Origin of the sequence: uncultured Pseudoflavonifractor sp., from assembly GCA_904419835.1 — a bacterium.
Classification (GTDB): Bacteria; Bacillota; Clostridia; order Oscillospirales; family Oscillospiraceae; genus Pseudoflavonifractor.
This window is the reverse complement of the sequence record CAJFTA010000011.1, coordinates 55,517-73,967: the sequence shown is the minus strand read 5'-3', so window position 1 is coordinate 73,967 and position 18,451 is coordinate 55,517. Positions and strand designations below refer to the sequence as shown.

Below are 18,451 nucleotides of genomic sequence, written 5' to 3'. Positions count from 1 at the left end.
AGAGACAGCGGGTTGTCAACCATTAGAACATGGGCACCACGGCGCCGGGCCAGGTCTCCTCCATGAAGGCCTTGACCTCGTCGGACTGGAGAGCGGCCACCAGAGCCTGGATGGCGGGGTCGTTCTCACGGCCCTCCTTGACGGCCAGCACGTTCACATAGGCCTGGGCGGCCTCGCCGTCGGCGGCCTCAACGGCCAGAGCATCGGCGGCGTTCAGGTCGGCCTGAAGGGCGTAGTTGCCGTTGATGACGGCCAGGTTCAGGCTGCCCAGGGAGCGGGGCAGCTGGGCGGCGTCCATCTCCACAATGTCATAGTTGTGGGGGTTTTCCTCGATATCCAGCTTGGTGGGGGTCAGGCTCACGCCCTCCTTCAGGGTGATGAGACCCTCCTGCTGGAGCAGGAGCAGTGCGCGGCCCTCGTTGGTGGGGTCGTTGGGCACGCCGATCTGGGCGCCGTCGGGCAGGTCAGCCAGGGAGGCGGTGGTACCGGCGTAGATGCCGAAGGGCTCGTAGTGGATCTCAGCCACACTCACCAGGTGGGTGCCCTGCTCCTCGTTGAAGTTGTTCAGGTAGGTGATATGCTGGAAGTAGTTGGCGTCCACCTCGCCCTCTTCGGTGGCGGTGTTGGGCACGATGTAGTCGGTGAACTCCATGATCTTGAGGGTAATGCCCTGCTCGGCCAGGACCTCCTTGGCGACCTCCAGAATCATGGCGTGGGGCGTGGGGGAGGCGGCCACGGTGATGGTGGTGCCCTCCAGGGAGCTGGACGCAGAGGGCTGGGCGGGGGAGGAGGACTGGGGGGTGCCGGTGTCGCCGCCGGTGGAGGTGGAACAGCCGGCCAGCAGGCCCAGAGCCAGCACGCCGGTGAGGAGCAGAGAGGTGAGCTTCTTCATAATGTATTTCTCCTTTTCTGTTGGATTGATTAGGGTTATGTAAACTGTTCCGGGGTACCGCCGGAGCAGCCGACATCGGTTGAAGGCGATTTTTGCCGTTTTGGGTACAAAAAAACGCCCTTGATGCATCATCAAGGACGAGAGCCTTTGGCTTCGTGGTACCACCTTGCTTCACCCGCTCCTCACGGATACGGGCCTTATGAAGTACGGGAGAAACTCCGATACTCCTGCGCTGTTACGGGCGCTCCCGTCGCAGCCTAATGCAGATACACTCGGTGCGCGGCTCCGAGACCATGTTCGGCCAGGCCTTCCGTACCCGTTTCCACCAATCCGGGCTCTCTGTGACGTATCTCCCAGCTTACTCTTCTCTTCCTTGCCTTTGGGTAAGCCTGTTCAGTTGTCTTGGAACTTGGGACTAGTGTATACCGCCCCGGCGGGAAAGTCAATTGTGTAATTTGCACAAAAGAGCGGCGAAAACGTTTGGACAAGCCGGAGGAAGAAGAGAAAAAGCGGGGATTCACTTGAAAAATGTCCAAACTTTGTGAAAAACAAAACAAGGCAGGCCGCCCTCACAGGGCGGCCTGCCGGAATACACAGAATACGGGTTTATTTGCTCTTGCTCTTCTTCTGACGGCTGATACGGGTGATACGCTTGTCGCTGCGGATAGAGAGACGGGTGCCCAGAGACTGGAAAATCTGCACCAGAATCACAATGATCACCACAGCCACCAGCATGACGGCGTCGTTGTAGCGATTGTAGCCGTAGGTGGTGGCGATCATTCCCAGACCGCCGCCGCCGATAAAGCCGGCCATAGCGCCGTAGCCCAGGATGGTGATAAAAGCGGTGGCGAAACCGGCGATGAGGGAGGGCCTGCTCTCAGGGAGAATGACCTTCCAGATAATCTGAAAGGTGGAGCAGCCCATGGACTGGGCGGCCTCCAGCACACCCCGATCCACCTCGCGGAAAGAGGTCTCCACCAGCCGGGCCACAAAGGGCGCTGCGGCGATGATCAGGGGCGGGATGGAGGCTGCGGTTCCGATCTCGGTACCCACCAGCAGGCCGCTCAGAGGCAGACAGAGAATCATCAGCAGCAGGAAGGGCATGGAGCGAAGAATGTTGATGACGACATTGAGTACCTTCATCAGAGGGCGGGGAAGGGGATGGATGCCGTTTTCCTCTCCCACAGTGAGGGCAATGCCCAGTGCAAGGCCCAGAATATAGGCCACCGCCGTGGCGATAAACGTGGAGTACAGAGTCTCCCAGGTGCCGCCCAAAAAGGTCCAGAACATCTTGTCATTCTGAAAAATGGCGGTAAAATCGGAAATAAACTTATCCATGGTAGTCCTGCACCTCCTCTACGGTGACGTCACGCTGACTTTTCAGATAGTTCATAGCCTTGGCGGCCTCGGCGCTGTCCTGGGGCAGGCCCAGCAGCATAGAGCCGAAGGCCTTGCCGTCGATGTTCCGGGTGTCGGCGCCCAGAATGTTCACCTTCACGCCGCAGTCGATGGCCAGGGAGGCGATGAGGGGCTCGTAGGAGGAGCCGCCGTTGAACACCACCCGCACCACCCTGGCCACGGGGAACTGGTCCAGGGCCACCCCGTCGGGGAACACCAGCCGCCGGCCGGCCTCGCTCCTGGGGTTGGAGAATACCTCCTCCACCGTGCCGGTCTCCATCACGCGGCCGTGCTCCAGCACCGCCACATGGGAGCAGATCTCCTCCACCACGGCCATCTCGTGGGTGATGACAATGACCGTGATGCCCAGCCGCTTGTTAATGTCCTGGATCAGCCGGAGGATGGATCGGGTGGTGGTGGGGTCCAGGGCGGAGGTGGCCTCGTCGCACAGGAGCACCTTGGGATCGCTGGCCAGGGCCCGGGCGATGGCGATGCGCTGCTTCTGGCCGCCGGAGAGCTGGGCGGGGTAGGCGTCGGCCTTGTCGGGCAGGCCCACGGTCTCCAGCAGCTCTCTGGCCCTGAGCCGGGCCTTGGCCTTGGGCACCCCGGCGATCTCCATGGGGAAGCAGATATTGTCCAGGCAGGTGCGCTGCATGAGCAGGTTGAACTGCTGGAAGATCATGCTGATGGACCGCCGCTTTTCACGCAGGGCCTTGGGGGAGAGGGCGGTCATGTCCTCCCCGCCGATGACCACATGGCCGGAGGTGGGCCGCTCCAGCAGGTTGATGCAGCGCACCAGGGTGGATTTGCCCGCGCCGCTCATGCCCACAATGCCGAACACATCCCCGTCCCGGATGGTCAGGTTTACGTCCTCCAGGGCGGTGAACACGCCCTCCGGCGTGGGAAAGGTCTTATGCAGATGCTGAATTTCTATCACGGTGAAGTCTCCTTCCTCTTGCGTTTTGGGAGCCGTCCGGCTCCGGCGGGAGGCCCTTCACATTCGCTCCCCGGAGGGAAAACGGCCTGAGCATCCCGGATGAAGCATGCCTGCATCCCTCCTTATGGAGACGGATTTTACCCCCTGGACGAGAAAAACGGGGGCAATGGGTACCCTAAATTGTATGACAGGCAGGCAAGGCTGTCAAGGCGAAATTCCGCGCCCCGCCCGGCATGGGGCAGTCAATAGCCTGTTTTTCACAAGATTGCGGGCCAAAATTCTACATGGAATGGCCAGAACAACATATTGACATAACGGCCTGCCATGATACAATATATTGCGTCAACAATCCGACCCGCCTCAACGTGAGGGCGGGTCTTGCTTTGGCCGCGGAGCGGGTGATCCGCCCCGGCGGCCCATAAAATACCGGAAGAGAGGAAGAACGACATGGCGATTTCCGAGAACGCAAGAGCCGTGCTGGAGAAGCGATATCTGATTCGGGACGAGAAGGGGGAGCCCACCGAGACGGTGGAGGAGCTGTTCCACCGGGTGGCCGACGCCATCGCGGCGGCGGACGCCGCCTTTGACCCCAAGGCCGACGTGGCCGCCACCGCCCGGCGCTTCTACGACATGATGACCGGGCTGGACTTCCTGCCCAACTCCCCCACCCTGATGAACGCCGGCCGCCCTCTGGGCCAGCTGTCCGCCTGCTTTGTCCTCCCTGTGGGGGACTCCATGGAGGAGATTTTTGACGCCATCAAGAACGCCGCCCTCATCCACAAGTCCGGCGGCGGCACCGGCTTCTCCTTCTCCCGCCTGCGGCCCCGGGGCTCCACCGTCAACTCCACCGGCGGCGTGGCCAGCGGCCCCATCTCCTTCATGAAGGTCTTTAACGCCGCCACCGAGGCGGTGAAGCAGGGCGGCACCCGCCGGGGCGCCAACATGGGCATCCTCCGGGTGGACCACCCCGACATTCTGGATTTCATCACCTGCAAGAATGACACCAAGGAGATCACCAACTTCAATATCTCCGTGGGCATTACCGAGAAGTTCATGCAGGCCGTGGAGAACGGCGGCAGCTACGAGCTGGTGGACCCCGCCACCCACAAGGTCACCGGCGCCCTCAACGCCCGGGAGGTCTTTGAGAAGATCGTCTCCTCCGCCTGGCAGACCGGCGAGCCCGGCATCATCTTCCTGGACCGGCTCAACCGGGACAACCCCTGCCCCCAGCAGGGCGAGATTGAGTCCACCAACCCCTGCGGCGAGCAGCCCCTCCTGCCCTACGAGGCCTGCAACCTGGGCTCCATCAACCTGGTGACCCACCTGAAGGAGGAGGACGGCCGCTGGGTGCTGGACAGGGACAAGCTCACCGCCACCATCCGCACCGCCGTCCACTTCCTGGACAACGTCATCGAGGTCAACAAGTACCCCCTGCCCGAGATTGACGCCATGACCCGCTCCACCCGGAAGATCGGCCTGGGCGTCATGGGCTTTGCCGATATGCTGCTCTATATGGGCATCCCCTACAACAGCGACCAGGGTGTGGCCATGGCCCGGGAGGTCATGGAGCTGGTGAACACCATCGGCCACGAGGAGAGCCAGGCCCTGGCCCAGGTCCGGGGCGCCTTCCCCCTCTTCGGCGAGAGCACCTACCGCAGCGGCAAGCCCATCCGCAACGCCACCGTCACCACCATCGCCCCCACCGGCACCCTGTCCATCATCGCGGGCGTGTCCTCCGGCGTGGAGCCTGTGTTCGCCTACGCCTATATCCGCAATGTGATGGACAACACCCATCTCATTGAGACCAACCAGATCCTCAAGAACGTGCTCCTCTCCCGGGGCCTCTATTCCGAGGCGCTGATGCGCCAGATTGTGGAGCAGGGCAGCCTGGCCCATGTGGACGGCATCCCCGAGGACATCAAGCGGGTGTTTGTCTGCGCCCACGACGTGTCCCCCATCTGGCACGTGAAGATGCAGGCCGCCTTCCAGGCCTACACCGACAACGCCGTCAGCAAGACGGTGAACTTCCCCAACTCCGCCACCAAGGAAGAGGTGGCCGAGGTGTACACCCTGGCCTACAAGCTGGGCTGCAAGGGCACCACCATCTACCGGGACGGCAGCCGTGACGAGCAGGTGCTCAACATCGGCAAGGTCAACGACGGCAAGGACAAGGCCGAGAAGAAGGACGCCACCGGCGACCCCATGGTGGACGCCGTGCTGGAGGCCGGCTGCGACGGCGCCGCCTGCGTCATGAAGACCAGCGCCTACGGCACCATCCTGCCCCGTCCCCGTCCCGCCGTCACCAGCGGCTTCACCGAGAAGGTGAAGATCGGCTGCGGCAACCTGTATATCACCGTCAACTACGATGAGACCGGCATCTGCGAGGTGTTCACCAACACCGGCCGGGCAGGCGGCTGCCCCAGCCAGAGCGAGGCCACTGCCCGCCTGGTGAGCGTGGGCATCCGCTCCGGCATGGACCCCAAGGAGATCATCCAGCAGCTCAAGGGCATCCGCTGCCCCTCCTGCCTGCGCCAGCCCGGTGTGCCCGTCACCTCCTGCCCTGACGCCATCGCCAAGTCCATCGAGAAGGTCATCAAGGCCACCCACGACGGCGGCAAGCCCCAGCCCATGGCGCCCGCAGCGGTCAAAACGCCCGTGCCCCGCGCCAAGGCGCCGGTCAATCCCAACATGACCCCCGCCGAGGCCAAGCTGGCCAAGTTCTGCCCCGAGTGCGGCAGCAAGCTGGAGCATGAGGGCGGCTGCGTCACCTGCCGCAACTGCGGATACTCCAAGTGCGGCTGATAAGAGAGTATAAAAAGTCCGGCATTGCTTCTTGCAATGCCGGACTTTTTGCTCGTAAGCGGGAATCAATCCTCCAGGGCCATCATCTTGCTGACCCGGCGTTCATGGCGGCCGCCCTCAAACTCCGTGTCCAGGAAGGCGGAGACAATGTGCTCGGCCTCAAAGGGGCCGGTGAAGCCGCCGGCCAGGGCCAGCATGTTGGCGTTGTTGTGCTGGCGGGTGAGCCGGGCGGAGAGCACGTCCCGGCACAGGGCGCAGCGGATGCCCTTGACCTTGTTGGCGGTGATGGAGATGCCGATGCCGGTGGTGCACACCACAATGCCCTTCTCGCATTCGCCGGAGGCCACCGCCCTGGCGGCGGCGGCGCCGAAGTCGGGGTAGTCGCAGCTGTCGGTGCTGTTGCAGCCGAAGTCCTTCCAGGCAATGCCCCGGCTGTCCAGATAGGCCTTGATGTGTTCTTTGAGCGCAAAGCCGCCGTGATCGGAACCAAGTGCAATCATGTCGTTACCTCCGTTTTAAGTAATGGGGACAAATTCCGGCTTTCTCCGCCGGAACACGGTCACATAGCGGAACCCGGCCTCCCGCAGCAGGTCAAAGGCCTGGGGAACCCCCTTGCCCACATTGGCGGGGGCATGGGCGTCAGAGCCCACGGTGACAATCTCGCCGCCCAGGGCGCGGTACCGCTTCAGCAGGGGCAGCCAGTCGGCCACCGTGCGGCCGCACCAGGTGTTGACCTCCATGCCCTTGCCCCGGCAGATGGCCATGCGGAGGAGGGCGTCCAGCCGGTCCTCAAAGCCCTCCAGGGTGACGGGGCCGTCGGCGGGACTCATGTACCGCAGCGGGTAGATGATGTGGGCCAGCACATCGTAAAAATCGCTCTCAGCCAGCAGGGAAAGGGAGGCAAAGTAGTCGTCCAGCGCCTCCCGGCAGGCGGCTGCGGTGGAGTAGTCGGCGAAGTAGAAGTCGATTCCGCCCCGCTCCGGAGACAGGTTGTGAACCGAGCCCAGCACAAAGTCCAGCAGGGGCTGGGAACAGATGCGCTCCGCCGCTGGTGGGTCCAGATAGGGCATACCAAACTCCAGGCCCAGACGAAGGCTGAAATCATCCCGGTGATGGAAGAACTCCGCCTCCTCAAACTGATCCAGCGCCTTGGCCCAGTCGTAGGTGCGGACGGGGACGCCGTCCTGGTCCAGAAAGTCGCAGTGGTCGGTGATACACAGCTCATTGAGCCCCGCATCCATGGCGGCCTGGGCCATGTGGGCCATGGGAAATTCTCCGTCAAAGGATACCAGACTGTGGGAGTGGTAGTCGGAGAGGAACACAGCGCACCTCCTCAGAAGGGCCACGCGCCGGGAATCCAGCGCAGGAAGTTGGTGGTGTACCAGGTGGGCACCATGATGCCCACCAGCACGGGGTAGAAGGCGGAGTACAGGGCCACGGCGCCGCCGGTGGTGCCGTAGACCGCCACCCGCCAGCCGGGCGCTCTGCGGCCCACCAGGTCATTGAACACATAGGCCAGGGCCAGCACCAGGAAGAGGATGGAGGGGAAGTAGTGATAGGCGAAGGTGATGCGTCCGATGAACATCCAGGGCACCAGCTGGGACAGGTAGCCGATGAGGATGAACATGGCCTTGGAGGAATAGCGGGGGAAGGACTTGCTGGCCAGATAGCCCAGAATCCAGTAGATGAGCACGCCGCCCGCCAGCAGGCACAGGTTGCGCAGCCGGACAAGATTGTCCAGCTCGGCGCTGAGGACCCCGTCCACGCCGATGACCGCGCCGGCGGCCACCAGACCGGACAGGAGGAAGAAGAGTATCTTGGACCGGAACCGGCGGAAGGACTGGGCGGCGCAGGCGATCATAGCCAGCAGGCCGCCCCAACACACGATGGGGTTGGAGAAGGCGCCGAAGGCACACTTGAGCCCCTGGGCCGCCCCGCTCTTGTTGTCCAGATAATAGAGGATGGGACGGCCGTCCACAATCCACTGGTACCAGCGGGAGGAGTAGGGGTGGGGGGTGTGGACGCCCTCGTGGTAGGTGAGCATGTAGACCTGGTTGTCCCACATGACCTTGATGAGATTTTCCAGGCTGGTGTCCCCCTTGGCGGCGGCATAGGGCAGGTAGGATGCGGTATAGATGACCGCCGGGATGAGCACGAAGCACAGCACGGAGAACAGCAGGGTCTTGACCAGCCAGGGGGCGAACCGGGGAGCGTCCTCTTCCTGGGGCCAGTCCCGCCACTTGAAGTACAGCCCGATGAAGTAGAGCAGGGCCAGGCCCACCGCGCCGTAGATCACCGTCCACTTGCTGGCCGCGCCGATGCCCCACATGAGGCCGGACAGGAACAGGGGCAGTGCCCCCTTGCGGAAGGGGGTGCCGGCGGGCAGGGTCAGGTACCGGTACATGAAGTAGTACATGGCCAGGATGAAGAACACGCCGTAGGTGTCGATGGTGGCGATGCGGGTCTGGGTCAGGTGCATGAAGTCAAAGGCAAAGAGGGCGGTGCCGCAGAAGGCCACAACCGTCTTGCCGAAGAGGTTTTTCAGGAACACATAGAGCAGGGGGACCATCAGCACGCCGAAGAGGGTACCCATGAACCGCCAGCCGAAGGGGGTCAGGCCGAACATGCGGATGCCCAGGCCGATGATCAGCTTGCCCAGGGGCGGGTGGGAGATCTCGTAGGGGTAGATGCCCCGGATGTGCTCGTAGGCGGTGCGGGGGTGGTAGATCTCATCGAAATAGGAGGAGTTGTACCAGGTGGGCATGGCGGGCACAGTCTCCCCCTCGTCGAACAGGGGAGAGGCCCCCTCGCCGGTGTAGGAGATGTCGCGGAGGGTGATGCGAGCCCCGTCGGCGTCGTACAGGGCCAGCTCCCCCAGCTCCAGCCACGCGTCGCCGCTGTCCGGATTGCCGGTGAGGCGGAACATCCGCACCTCCAGGGACAGGGGGTCGGGGCCCTCGCCGGTGCGGAGCAGGTCGTTGTCGATCCACTTGAACAGGTCGGAGTACTTCTGATGGAGGGCGGCGGAGGTGTTGGCGGTGTCCAGTCCGGCGGGCAGGGTGGAGCCGTCCCCGTTCTCGCGCCAGACAAGGCCGGAGACGTCGTTGGCCTCGTCCTCATAGGAGAGCAGGGTGTACCAGGTCTCGCCGTCCGGGCTGGCCTCCAGGGTGTAGCTGCCGGTGTTGAGGCCGGTGTAGTACATCACCCGGGAGATGGCCGTGGGCTCGGCCAGGGTGAAGGTGACGGTCTCCCCGGCGGAGAGCTGGCAGAAGGACTGGGGATTGGTGAAGGAGCCCAGATTCCAGAAGGCGGTGAAGGCGTACACCGCCGTCAGCAGCAGCAGAGGCAGCGCGTCCTTGCGCCGCATGGGGAACCGGCGGCGGGGGAAGGACAGGGGGCGGGGGGCGGCGCTGGCCATGGTCACCCACTCCAGGGTGCCTTCCCTGGGGGACATGGCGTGGCGGTAGTAGCTCAGCAGACAGAACATGGCCGCCAGGACCACGATGGGAAACACCAGCGTGGGGGTGATATACTGCATGAGGTTCATCGCGGCAGACCTCCGGAGACAGAATAGGCGGGGGAAGCACATTCCCGCCGTGGGACATACAGGGGTATTCTACCATAGTTCCGGGCAAAAAAACAGTGGACGGACCAAAGTCCATCCACTATTTTTTAAAGCCTGCCGCTTATTTCTTTTTGCGCTTCTTGTCAAAAAAGCCTTTCAGGCCGTCCTCATGGTCCGCTGGAATCTCGCCCATGGCTTGGCCATAGGCGTGCAGCGCCTCCTTCTGCTCCCGGTTCAGATTCCTGGGAACCTGGACCTGGACCGTGACGAACTGGTCGCCCCGGCCTCTGCCGTTGATGGAGGGAATGCCCTTGCCACGCAGGCGGAAGGTGGTGCCCGGCTGGGTGCCCTCGGGCAGGGTCCACTTCACCCTGCCGTCGATGGTGGGGATCTCCAGCTCCGCGCCCAGGGTGGCCTGGAGGAAGGACACCGGCTGCTCCAGATAGACCGACGTTCCGTCCCGCCGGAAGAAGGCGTGGGGGCGGACGGTGACGCTGATGATCAGGTCGCCGGCGGGCCCGCCGTTGCGGCCCGCGCCGCCCTGGCCCCGCAGGGACACGGCCTGGCCGTTGTCGATGCCGGCGGGGATCTTGACGGTGATTTTCCGCTGCTTGCGCACCGAGCCGGAGCCGCTGCAGGCCTTGCAGGGCTGGTGAATAATCTTGCCCGAGCCGCCGCACTTGGGGCAGGCGGCGGTGGTGGCGAAGGTAAAGGCCCCGCCGCCCCGCTGGATGCGGACGGTGCCGGTGCCCCGGCAGTTGGGGCAGATTTCGGCGGTGGTGCCCGGCTCGCAGCCGGATCCATGGCAGGTGTCGCAGGTCTCCTCCCGATTGAGGACAATCTCCTTCTCGCAGCCGAAGGCTGCCTCCTCGAAGGTGATGGTGACGCCGGCGCGCAGGGTATCGCCCTTCATGGGACCGTTGCGCCGGGCGCCGGAGGAGCTGCCGCCGAACCCGCCGCCGAAGAAGGAGCCGAAAATGTCGCCCAGGTCGATGTCACCGAAGTCTGCGCCGCCGAACCCGCCGAAGGGGCCGCCGGCCCCCGCGCCGAAGTTGGGATCAACGCCGGCATGGCCGAACTGGTCGTACTTGGCCCGCTTCTCCTTGTCGGAGAGCACCTCATAGGCCTCGTTGACCTCCTTGAATTTGGCCTCGGCAGTCTTGTCGCCGGGGTTCAGGTCCGGGTGGTACTGCTTGGCCAGCTTGCGGTAGGCCTTCTTAATCTCGTCGTCTAACGCGCCCTTGGACACGCCCAGGACCTCATAATAATCCCGTTTCTGATCTGGCATGGGAGTTCACCTCTTTACGCGGGAAACGGCGGGGGACAAGCCCCCGCCTCATTTCCTATGAATCTCGTCCGTCACGCTTCGCCTGCTCGCGACGCGGTTCTAAGCCGCTCCAACTGCGCAAGCCGGCCTCCGGGCCTGGCGGCCCTGCGGTCCGTTTGCTCCGTTCCGCGTCTTAGCCCGCTGCTCGCGACGGCTCAGCGCTTCTTACTTGTCACGCTTCGCCTGCTCGCGACGCGGTTCTAAGCCGCTCCAACTGCGCAAGCCGGCCTCCGGGCCTGGCGGCCCTGCGGTCCGTTCGCTCCGTTCCGCGTCTTAGCCCGCTGCTCGCGACGGCTCAGCGCTTCTTACTTGTCACGCTTCGCCTGCTCGCGACGCGGTTCTAAGCCGCTTCAACTGCGCAAGCCGGCCTCCGGGCCTTGCGGCCCTGTGGTCCGTTTGCTCCGTTCCGCGTCTTAGCCCGCTGCTCGCGACGGCTCAGCGCTTCTTACTTCTGGTCGTCGTCCACAACCTTGTAGTCAGCGTCCACCACGTTGGGGTCGCTGTTGTCGCTCTGACCGGCCTGAGCGCCGCCAAAGCCCGCGCCTCCCATGTCGGGGCCGGCCTGCTGGCCGCCGGCCTGGCTGTACAGCTTCTCGCTGATGGGGTAGAAGGCCTTGCCCAGCTCCTCGGTGGCGGTCTTGATGGCCTGGGTGTCGGTGCCCTTCAGGGCGTCCTTCAGCTTGTTCAGGGCGGCGTCCAGGGTGTTCTTGTCCTCGGCGGACAGCTTATCCTTCAGGTCCTCCATGACCTTCTCGGTCTGGTACACCATCTGGTCGCCCTGGTTGCGCACGTCAACTTCTTCCTTGCGCTTGGCGTCCTCGGCGGCGAACTGCTCGGCCTCACGGACGGCCTTGTCGATGTCCTCCTTGGACATGTTGGTGGAGGAGGTGATGGTGATGTGCTGCTCCTTGCCGGTGCCCAGGTCCTTGGCGGACACGTTGACGATGCCGTTGGCGTCGATGTCGAAGGTGACCTCGATCTGAGGCACGCCGCGGCGGGCGGGGGCGATGCCGTCCAGGTTGAAGCGGCCCAGGGTCTTGTTGTACTGGGCCATCTCACGCTCGCCCTGGAGGACGTGGACCTCAACGGAGGTCTGGTTGTCGGCGGCGGTGGTGAAGATCTGGCTCTTCTTGGCGGGGATGGTGGTGTTGCGCTCGATGAGCTTGGTCATCACGCCGCCCATGGTCTCAATGCCCAGGGACAGGGGGGTGACGTCCAGCAGCAGCAGGCCCTTCACGTCGCCCACCAGAACGCCGCCCTGGATGGCAGCGCCCATGGCCACGCACTCGTCGGGGTTGATGCCCTTGAAGCCGTCCTTGCCGGTGAGCTTCTTGACCATGTCCTGCACGGCGGGGATACGGCTGGAGCCGCCCACCATCAGGACCTTGGAGATGTCGCTGCCGGTGAGGCCGGCGTCGCTCATGGCCTGACGGACGGGGCCGGCAGTGGCCTCCACCAGGTGAGCGGTCAGCTGGTCGAACTTGGCCCGGGTCAGGGTCAGGTCCAGATGCTTGGGGCCGGTGGCGTCGGCGGTGATATAGGGCAGGTTGATGGCGGTGGAGGTGACGCCGGACAGCTCAATCTTGGCCTTCTCGGCGGCCTCCTTCAGGCGCTGCATGGCCACCTTGTCGCCGGTCAGGTCCACGCCCTCGGTCTTCTTGAACTCGGCGGCCATCCAGTCCATGATGCACTTGTCGAAGTCGTCGCCGCCCAGACGGTTGTTGCCGGCGGTGGCCAGAACCTCGATGACGCCGTCGTCGATGTCCAGGATGGACACATCGAAGGTGCCGCCGCCCAGGTCGTAGACCATGACCTTCTGGGCGGTCTCCTTGTCCACGCCGTAGGCCAGAGCGGCGGCGGTGGGCTCGGGCCTGGCGCTGGGAGTCGGTGAAGTAGGCGGGGACGGTGATGACCGCCTCGGTGACGGTCTCGCCCAGATAGGCCTCGGCGTCCGCCTTCAGCTTCTGAAGGATCATGGCGCTGATCTCCTGGGGGGTGTACTTCTTGCCGTCGATGCTCACCTTATAGTCGCTGCCCATCTCGCGCTTGATGGAGATAACGGTGCGGTCGGGGTTGGTGATGGCCTGACGCTTGGCCACCTGGCCCACCATACGCTCGCCGTCCTTGGAGAAGGCGACGACAGAGGGGGTGGTGCGGTTTCCTTCCGCGTTGGGGATGACGACGGCGTCGCCGCCCTCCATGACGGCAACACAGCTGTTGGTTGTACCGAGGTCGATACCAATAATCTTAGACATAATGCTTTTCCTCCAATATATCGAAATTATTTTTTAACAATAGGGATGGGTGGTAATTTTTTAATTCGCCACTTTTACCATGGCAAACCGGACCACCTTGTCGCCGGACTTGAAGCCGGTCTGGAATACCTCAACGACGGTGTTTTCACCGGCGGATTCATCCTCCACGTGCATCACCGCGTTGTGGACGTTGGGGTCAAAGGTCTCGCCCAGCGCGGGGATTTCCTCCACGCCCAGCTTCTTGAGCACCTCACGCAGCTGGTTCATGGTCATCTCCACGCCCTTCTTGAAGGCCTCGTCGGCAGTCTCCTGCTTGAGGGCGCGCTCCAGGTTGTCGTACACCGGAAGGAAGGCCAGCACGGTCTCCGACTTGGCGTCGTTCCACACCGACTCCTTTTCCTTCTGGCTGCGGCGGCGGTAGTTGTCGTACTCGGCGGCCAGGCGGAGGAACTGGTCCTCCTTCTCCTTCAGGGCGGCCATAGCCTTTTCGGCGGACTCCAGGGCGGCGGTCAGCTCGGCGCTGTCGGGGGCCTCGGCGGTTCCGGCCTGGGACACGGCCTCCTCCTGGGGGGCCTGGGTCGTCTCCTGCTGGGAGACGGACTCCTTTTCCTTATCCTTTTTACTCATAGCTTATGTGCTCACTCCTATTTCTTGCCGTCATTGTTTTCACCAATGGGGGGAAGCTCGCCCTGTCCGAACAGCCTGGAAAGGCCCTGGGCCAGGTAGGACAGGCGGGCGGTAATCTTGGCATAATCCATACGGGTGGGACCCACCACGCCGATGACGCCCCGCATTCCGTCGCCGATGTCGTAGCTTGCCACCACCACGCTGGTGTCCTTCAGGGCGTCGGCCACATTTTCCGGGCCGATGAGGATGCTCATGGGGTTGTCCTTGGGGACGGGGAAGCGGCTGGGGTCGTTGTCCTCGGAGAGGTAGCTCATCAGGGTCTGGGCCTTCTCCAGGCTGCGGTATTCGGGGTGCTCGAGGAGATGGGCGATGCCCGCCGTGTGCACCTTCCGGTGCTCCAGCTCCTCCAGTACCTCGATGGCGAAGGAGACAACCAGGCTGATGAGCCCGTAGGAGTCGCCGGCGGCGTGCTGGGCCACCCGCATCAGCTCGGGGGTAATCTCCTCCAGGGTGAGATTGGTAAAGGTGGTGTTGAGCAGGGTGTTGAGCAGCTGGAGCTGGGGCTCGCTCAGGTCGGTGGGCAGCCGCACCAGCCGGTTGCGGACCACGTTGGTGTCCGTCATCACCACGATAATAAAGGCGCTGCGCTCCACCATCAGCAGGTCAAACCGCTTGATGGTCACCCGCTCCATACCGGAGGAGAGGGCGAAGGCGGGGTACTGGGTCAGCTGGGAGACAATCCGTCCCGCCTGGTCGATGACCCGGTCCAGCTCCTGCATCTTCATCCGCAGCGCCTGGTTGATCCGCTGGGTCTCCTGGAGGGAGAGGCGGTAGTCGTCCATCAGCTCGTTGACGTAGAGCCGGTAGCCCTTGGGGGAGGGAATCCGGCCGGCGGAGGTGTGGGGCTGCTCCAGATAGCCCATGGCCTCCAGGTCGGCCATCTCGTTGCGGATGGTGGCGGAGGAGATATCCAGTCCGGAGGACTCGGCGATGGTCTTGGAGCCCACAGGCTCCGCCGATTCAATATAGTTCTCAATGATGACCCGCAGAATACGTTTCTTTCGGTCACTCAAGTCCATCGTGCATCCTCCTCTCCTGATTTAGCACTCATACTTCCTGAGTGCTAACGTAAATGTACCACCATCCCCTGATATTGTCAATAGGTTGGTTGTAAATGATTTGTGAACAGAAAAAAATTGGCGGCGGGGAAAGCAGAAGAGCACAAGGATTGCTAACAACCGGCGGCGGAGAGAAAAAGGCCGCCCCGGCGGAGATGGAGGTTCATCTCCGCCGGAGCGGCAGATAACGCAATTCAGAAGTCCAGAATGAGGCCGGTGCGGAGATAGGTCAGCTTCTCGCCCAGCTCCTCCTGAAGGAGGGCGAAGGCGGGCGCGCCGGTGCAGTGGCCGGTGTACACCCGCTCCACCCCCAGCTCATCGGTGAGCCAGCGGGCCAGGTTGCGGACAATGCCGGGGGCCACCCCCAGGGTGGACGTGCCGCCGCGCCCCATCAGGTGAAACCCGCCCACGATGGCGTGGACCCGCCGGCCGGGGAAACGGGCGAGGATATCCTTTACAATATATCCCGCCCCGGCGTGGCAGCAGGAGTTCATCACCACCAGGCCCCTGTCCGTCTCGGCCACCAGGGATTGCTCATGGTCCACACTGTCGGGGATGAGATGGAGGCCGGGCAGTATCTCCCGGGGGCCGTCGGCCAGGTCGAAGCGGCCGCGGAACTGCTCAACCAGGGCGGGACTTACCCCGTTGTAGCTGCCGTCCTTCTCCCGGTACCGGGGCAGCAGGGCGGCGGGCCGGGCGTATACGACTGCGGCGGTATTGCAGGCGAAAAAGGCTCCCAGGCCGTCGGCGTGGTCCCAGTGGCCGTGGGAGAGGGCGGCCGCCTCTGCGGCGGACAGGTCCACCCCCAGGGCGGCGGCGTTGTCTGTAAACCGGCCGGAGGAGCCGGCGTCCAGCAGCACGCTGTGCCCCCGGTAGGACAGGTGGAGGGACAGCCCGTGCTCGTGGATCAGGCTGCCGGGGGAGGTGTTTTCCATCAGAACCGTGACTTTCATCATCATCCCGCCTTTCGCCGCGGTACGCGGCTCAAGTGAAATAGATAGGGGGACAGGCATCCGGCCGCCTCAGGACAGGGTGGTAAACAGGCTGTCCCGGGCCTTGACCAGGGCCTCCCGCAGGCCGTCCACGTCCTCCCGGGTGTTGTCCGGGGAGAAGGACACACGGAAGGCCCCGTCCATCTCGTTTTTGGGCAGGCCCATGGCGGCAAACACATGGCTGGGCCTGCCCCGGTGGCAGGCCGACCCGGCGGACACGCATACCCCCATGTCCCCCAGCACCCGCACCAGCACCTCGCTCTTGTAGCCGGGCAGGGTGAGGCAGAGGATGTGGGGGGCCTCCCCCTCGCCCACCCGCTTCAGCTCCGGGATTGCCCCTAGAAGTGAATCCAATGCGTATTCTTTCAACTCTTTCATACGAATGGTATAGGAATTCATCTCGGCCTTGCCCACCGCGCAGGCGGCGGCAAAGGCGGCGGTCTGGGCGGTGGCCTCGGTGCCGGGGCGCATGCCCTCCTCCTGGCCGCCGCCCAGCATCAGGGGCGGGAAGCGGAGGCCCCTGCGGATGTACAGCGCGCCCACCCCCTTGGGGGCCCGGACCTTGTGGCCCGAGATGGTGAGCAGGTCCACGCCCAGGGCCTTGGGGGTAAATGGGATTTTCAGAAAGGCCTGCACCGCGTCGGTATGGAGCAGGGCGGGGGAGCCGGCGGCTCTGATGGCCCGGGCGGCCTCAGCCACAGGCTGGATGGTGCCCAGCTCGTTGTTCACCAGCATCATGGACACCAGCACCGTGTCCGGCCGGAGGGCGGCGGTCAGGTCTTCGATGGAGATATGGCCGGTCCTGTCCGGCCTGAGCCAGGTGACCTCGTACCCCTCCCGCTCCAGGGCCTTGCAGGGCTCCAGCACGGCGGCGTGCTCAAAGGCGGTGGTGATGATATGCTTTCCCTTCCGCCTGCCCAGCTCCACGGCGCCGCGGATGGCCCAGTTGTCCCCCTCGGTGCCGCAGGAGGTGAAGAAAATCTCCTCCGGGGCGCAGCCCAGGGCGGCGGCCACCTGGCCCCGCTGCTCCTTCAGCCGCTTGGCGGCCTCCCGGCCCAGGGGATAGCGGGAGGAGGGGTTGCCGTACTGCTCCGTCATGGCCTCCAGCGCGGCCTGGGCGGCCTGGGGACACACCCGGGTGGTGGCGGCATTGTCCAGATAAATCAAAGAAATTCGCTCCTTAGTCACACAATATCCCCTCAATTCTAATTCGGAAGCGGTGCAAAGTCAAGCGGGGCGGCCTGCCAGAAAGGCCGCCCCGCTTGCGGGATATCAGGTGTTGGGCATGTACTGCACGTCCAGCTCCTCCAGATACTCGTCCGCCACAGCCGGGACGTAGGCCACGCTGACGCTGGAGAAGGACTCCGGGTCGGGGGCCTTGGCCATGATTTTTGTCTCGTCCCAGTAGTCCTGGGTGTAGGTGATGCGGTAGGCGGGCTGGATGTAGGACTGGTAGCTCTGGTTCAGATACACCAGCTCCACATGGAGGATCTGGGCGTTTTCGCCGTCGGTGGGGGCGTCCATGCCCAGGTAATCCCCGGCGCGGAAGTCCGCCACCGCCTCCTCCGCCGTGCGGATGGGGTAGAGAACGCCCTCCTCAGTGGGCCAGCAGGGGAGGTGGAAGGCGGACATGCCGCCATCCGACTCGTACCAAAATCTATCCCCGATGCGGTTGAAGCAGTAGTCCAGCAGCTGGTCGGTGAGGGAGTCCTCCGGGTCATGGCGGAACCAGAAGAAATTCTGGATCTGTTCGCCGTAGATGTCGTAATGGGTGGTCACCTCCAGGGCGGGGCTGTCAAACCCGGCCAGGGGAGCCAGCTGCTCCCACAGCAGGGGGGCGGCCTTTTCCAGGGTGTCCGCCCAGTCGGGGAGGGACAGACGCTCCGGCAGCCAGACATGGCAGCTGATGAGATTTTCCATGGTCATCCGTCCGCCGTCGGCCATATCCGCGGAGAAGAAGCGGTAGGGCGAGCCGGTTTCCGGGCCGCTGCTCTCATAATCGGTGATCTCAGTCCCCAGAGCGGCGGCGACATTTTGGGCGAACCGGAGCTGTTCCTCCTCGCTGGGGATAGGATTTTTGTATACAGGCAGCTCTTTCATCCTGTCCGTATTGTCCAGGGTGGGGTTGACGCCCGTCATCTCCTCCAGGTCATGCACCATAAAGGAGCCGCAGGTGTCATCCGAGCCGCCCATGCCCATGCCCACCGGGGCGGACCAGGCGATTTTCTCCAGGGTCTGGGCGGAGGTATAGCCCGGGTCCAGGGGGACGGTGTGCCGCTTCCAGGCGGAGGTGGCCAGGTTTTTGCAGCGGTGGGAGGTGGCGCGGATGAGCCAGGCCCGGAGGTGGGTCTCGTCCCGGAAGGCGGGGCTGGACCGGACCAGGGCCACAAAAACCTCCTGGGCCGCGTCCTCGGCGTCCTGCCGGTTGCCCAGGGACTGCCAGGCCAGACGGAAGACCAGGGGGCTGTACCGGTCCAGAACCTCCTCCCAGGAGAGGGGGGAACCTTGCAGGGTGAGCATAGCCTTTCAACTCCCTTC

The 18,451-nt window shown here is 63.9% G+C and carries 13 protein-coding genes, 1 pseudogene and 1 other annotated feature; of the genes and pseudogenes, 1 reads left to right on the top strand and 13 read right to left on the bottom strand.

From position 1 onward, the window contains the following. Nucleotides 1-22: 22 nt before the first annotated feature. The 3 genes from QZY67_RS03385 to QZY67_RS03375 all read right to left on the bottom strand — a co-directional run bounded on the left by QZY67_RS03385 (nucleotide 23) and on the right by QZY67_RS03375 (nucleotide 3,227). The gene (locus QZY67_RS03385) at nucleotides 23-892 is read right to left on the bottom strand and encodes a MetQ/NlpA family ABC transporter substrate-binding protein (RefSeq protein WP_295368539.1); all 870 of its coding nucleotides are present in this window, start codon (nucleotides 890-892) and stop codon (nucleotides 23-25) included. Nucleotides 893-1,022: 130 nt separating this feature from the next. Then, nucleotides 1,023-1,275, bottom strand: a binding site (T-box leader). Nucleotides 1,276-1,498: 223 nt separating this feature from the next. After that, complete coding sequence (locus QZY67_RS03380; RefSeq protein WP_295368538.1) at nucleotides 1,499-2,230, bottom strand: methionine ABC transporter permease; 732 nt, start codon at nucleotides 2,228-2,230, stop codon at nucleotides 1,499-1,501. After that, nucleotides 2,223-3,227, bottom strand: a complete 1,005-nt coding sequence (locus QZY67_RS03375) for an ATP-binding cassette domain-containing protein (RefSeq protein WP_295368537.1) — start codon at nucleotides 3,225-3,227, stop codon at nucleotides 2,223-2,225. Before QZY67_RS03375 ends, QZY67_RS03380 begins: the two co-directional genes overlap by 8 nt. Nucleotides 3,228-3,650: 423 nt before the next feature. Between QZY67_RS03375 and QZY67_RS03370 the strand changes: the two genes are divergently transcribed. Beyond that, the gene (locus tag QZY67_RS03370) at nucleotides 3,651-6,029 is read left to right on the top strand and encodes a vitamin B12-dependent ribonucleotide reductase (protein ID WP_295368580.1); all 2,379 of its coding nucleotides are present in this window, start codon (nucleotides 3,651-3,653) and stop codon (nucleotides 6,027-6,029) included. A gap of 65 nt (nucleotides 6,030-6,094) precedes the next feature. Here the strand turns inward: QZY67_RS03370 and rpiB are convergent, their stop codons facing one another. From rpiB to QZY67_RS03320, 10 genes and pseudogenes are all read right to left on the bottom strand, one after another. Beyond that, on the bottom strand, nucleotides 6,095-6,529 hold the full coding sequence (gene rpiB / locus QZY67_RS03365) for a ribose 5-phosphate isomerase B (protein ID WP_295368536.1): 435 nt from the start codon (nucleotides 6,527-6,529) through the stop codon (nucleotides 6,095-6,097). Between the two features lie 15 nt (nucleotides 6,530-6,544). Beyond that, the gene (locus QZY67_RS03360) at nucleotides 6,545-7,351 is read right to left on the bottom strand and encodes a PHP domain-containing protein (protein WP_295368535.1); all 807 of its coding nucleotides are present in this window, start codon (nucleotides 7,349-7,351) and stop codon (nucleotides 6,545-6,547) included. 11 nt (nucleotides 7,352-7,362) lie between these two features. Then, nucleotides 7,363-9,576, bottom strand: a complete 2,214-nt coding sequence (locus QZY67_RS03355) for a phospholipid carrier-dependent glycosyltransferase (RefSeq protein ID WP_295368534.1) — start codon at nucleotides 9,574-9,576, stop codon at nucleotides 7,363-7,365. 139 nt (nucleotides 9,577-9,715) lie between these two features. Next, on the bottom strand, nucleotides 9,716-10,882 hold the full coding sequence (gene dnaJ, locus QZY67_RS03350; RefSeq protein WP_295368533.1) for a molecular chaperone DnaJ: 1,167 nt from the start codon (nucleotides 10,880-10,882) through the stop codon (nucleotides 9,716-9,718). 484 nt (nucleotides 10,883-11,366) lie between these two features. Next, a pseudogene (gene dnaK / locus QZY67_RS03345) lies at nucleotides 11,367-13,176 on the bottom strand (molecular chaperone DnaK). Between the two features lie 60 nt (nucleotides 13,177-13,236). Continuing rightward, nucleotides 13,237-13,803: a nucleotide exchange factor GrpE gene (gene grpE, locus QZY67_RS03340; RefSeq protein ID WP_277214786.1), complete on the bottom strand. Its 567-nt coding sequence runs from the start codon at nucleotides 13,801-13,803 to the stop codon at nucleotides 13,237-13,239. A 17-nt stretch (nucleotides 13,804-13,820) separates the two neighbouring features. Continuing rightward, on the bottom strand, nucleotides 13,821-14,882 hold the full coding sequence (hrcA, locus tag QZY67_RS03335) for a heat-inducible transcriptional repressor HrcA (RefSeq protein WP_295368532.1): 1,062 nt from the start codon (nucleotides 14,880-14,882) through the stop codon (nucleotides 13,821-13,823). Nucleotides 14,883-15,115: 233 nt separating this feature from the next. Beyond that, nucleotides 15,116-15,874, bottom strand: a complete 759-nt coding sequence (locus tag QZY67_RS03330; protein ID WP_295368531.1) for an MBL fold metallo-hydrolase — start codon at nucleotides 15,872-15,874, stop codon at nucleotides 15,116-15,118. 69 nt (nucleotides 15,875-15,943) lie between these two features. Continuing rightward, entirely contained in the window at nucleotides 15,944-17,080 is a 1,137-nt protein-coding gene (locus QZY67_RS03325) for a cysteine desulfurase family protein (RefSeq protein ID WP_295368530.1), read from the bottom strand. 105 nt (nucleotides 17,081-17,185) lie between these two features. Continuing rightward, nucleotides 17,186-18,433, bottom strand: a complete 1,248-nt coding sequence (locus tag QZY67_RS03320) for a sigma-70 family RNA polymerase sigma factor (protein WP_295368529.1) — start codon at nucleotides 18,431-18,433, stop codon at nucleotides 17,186-17,188. Nucleotides 18,434-18,451 lie beyond the last annotated feature (18 nt).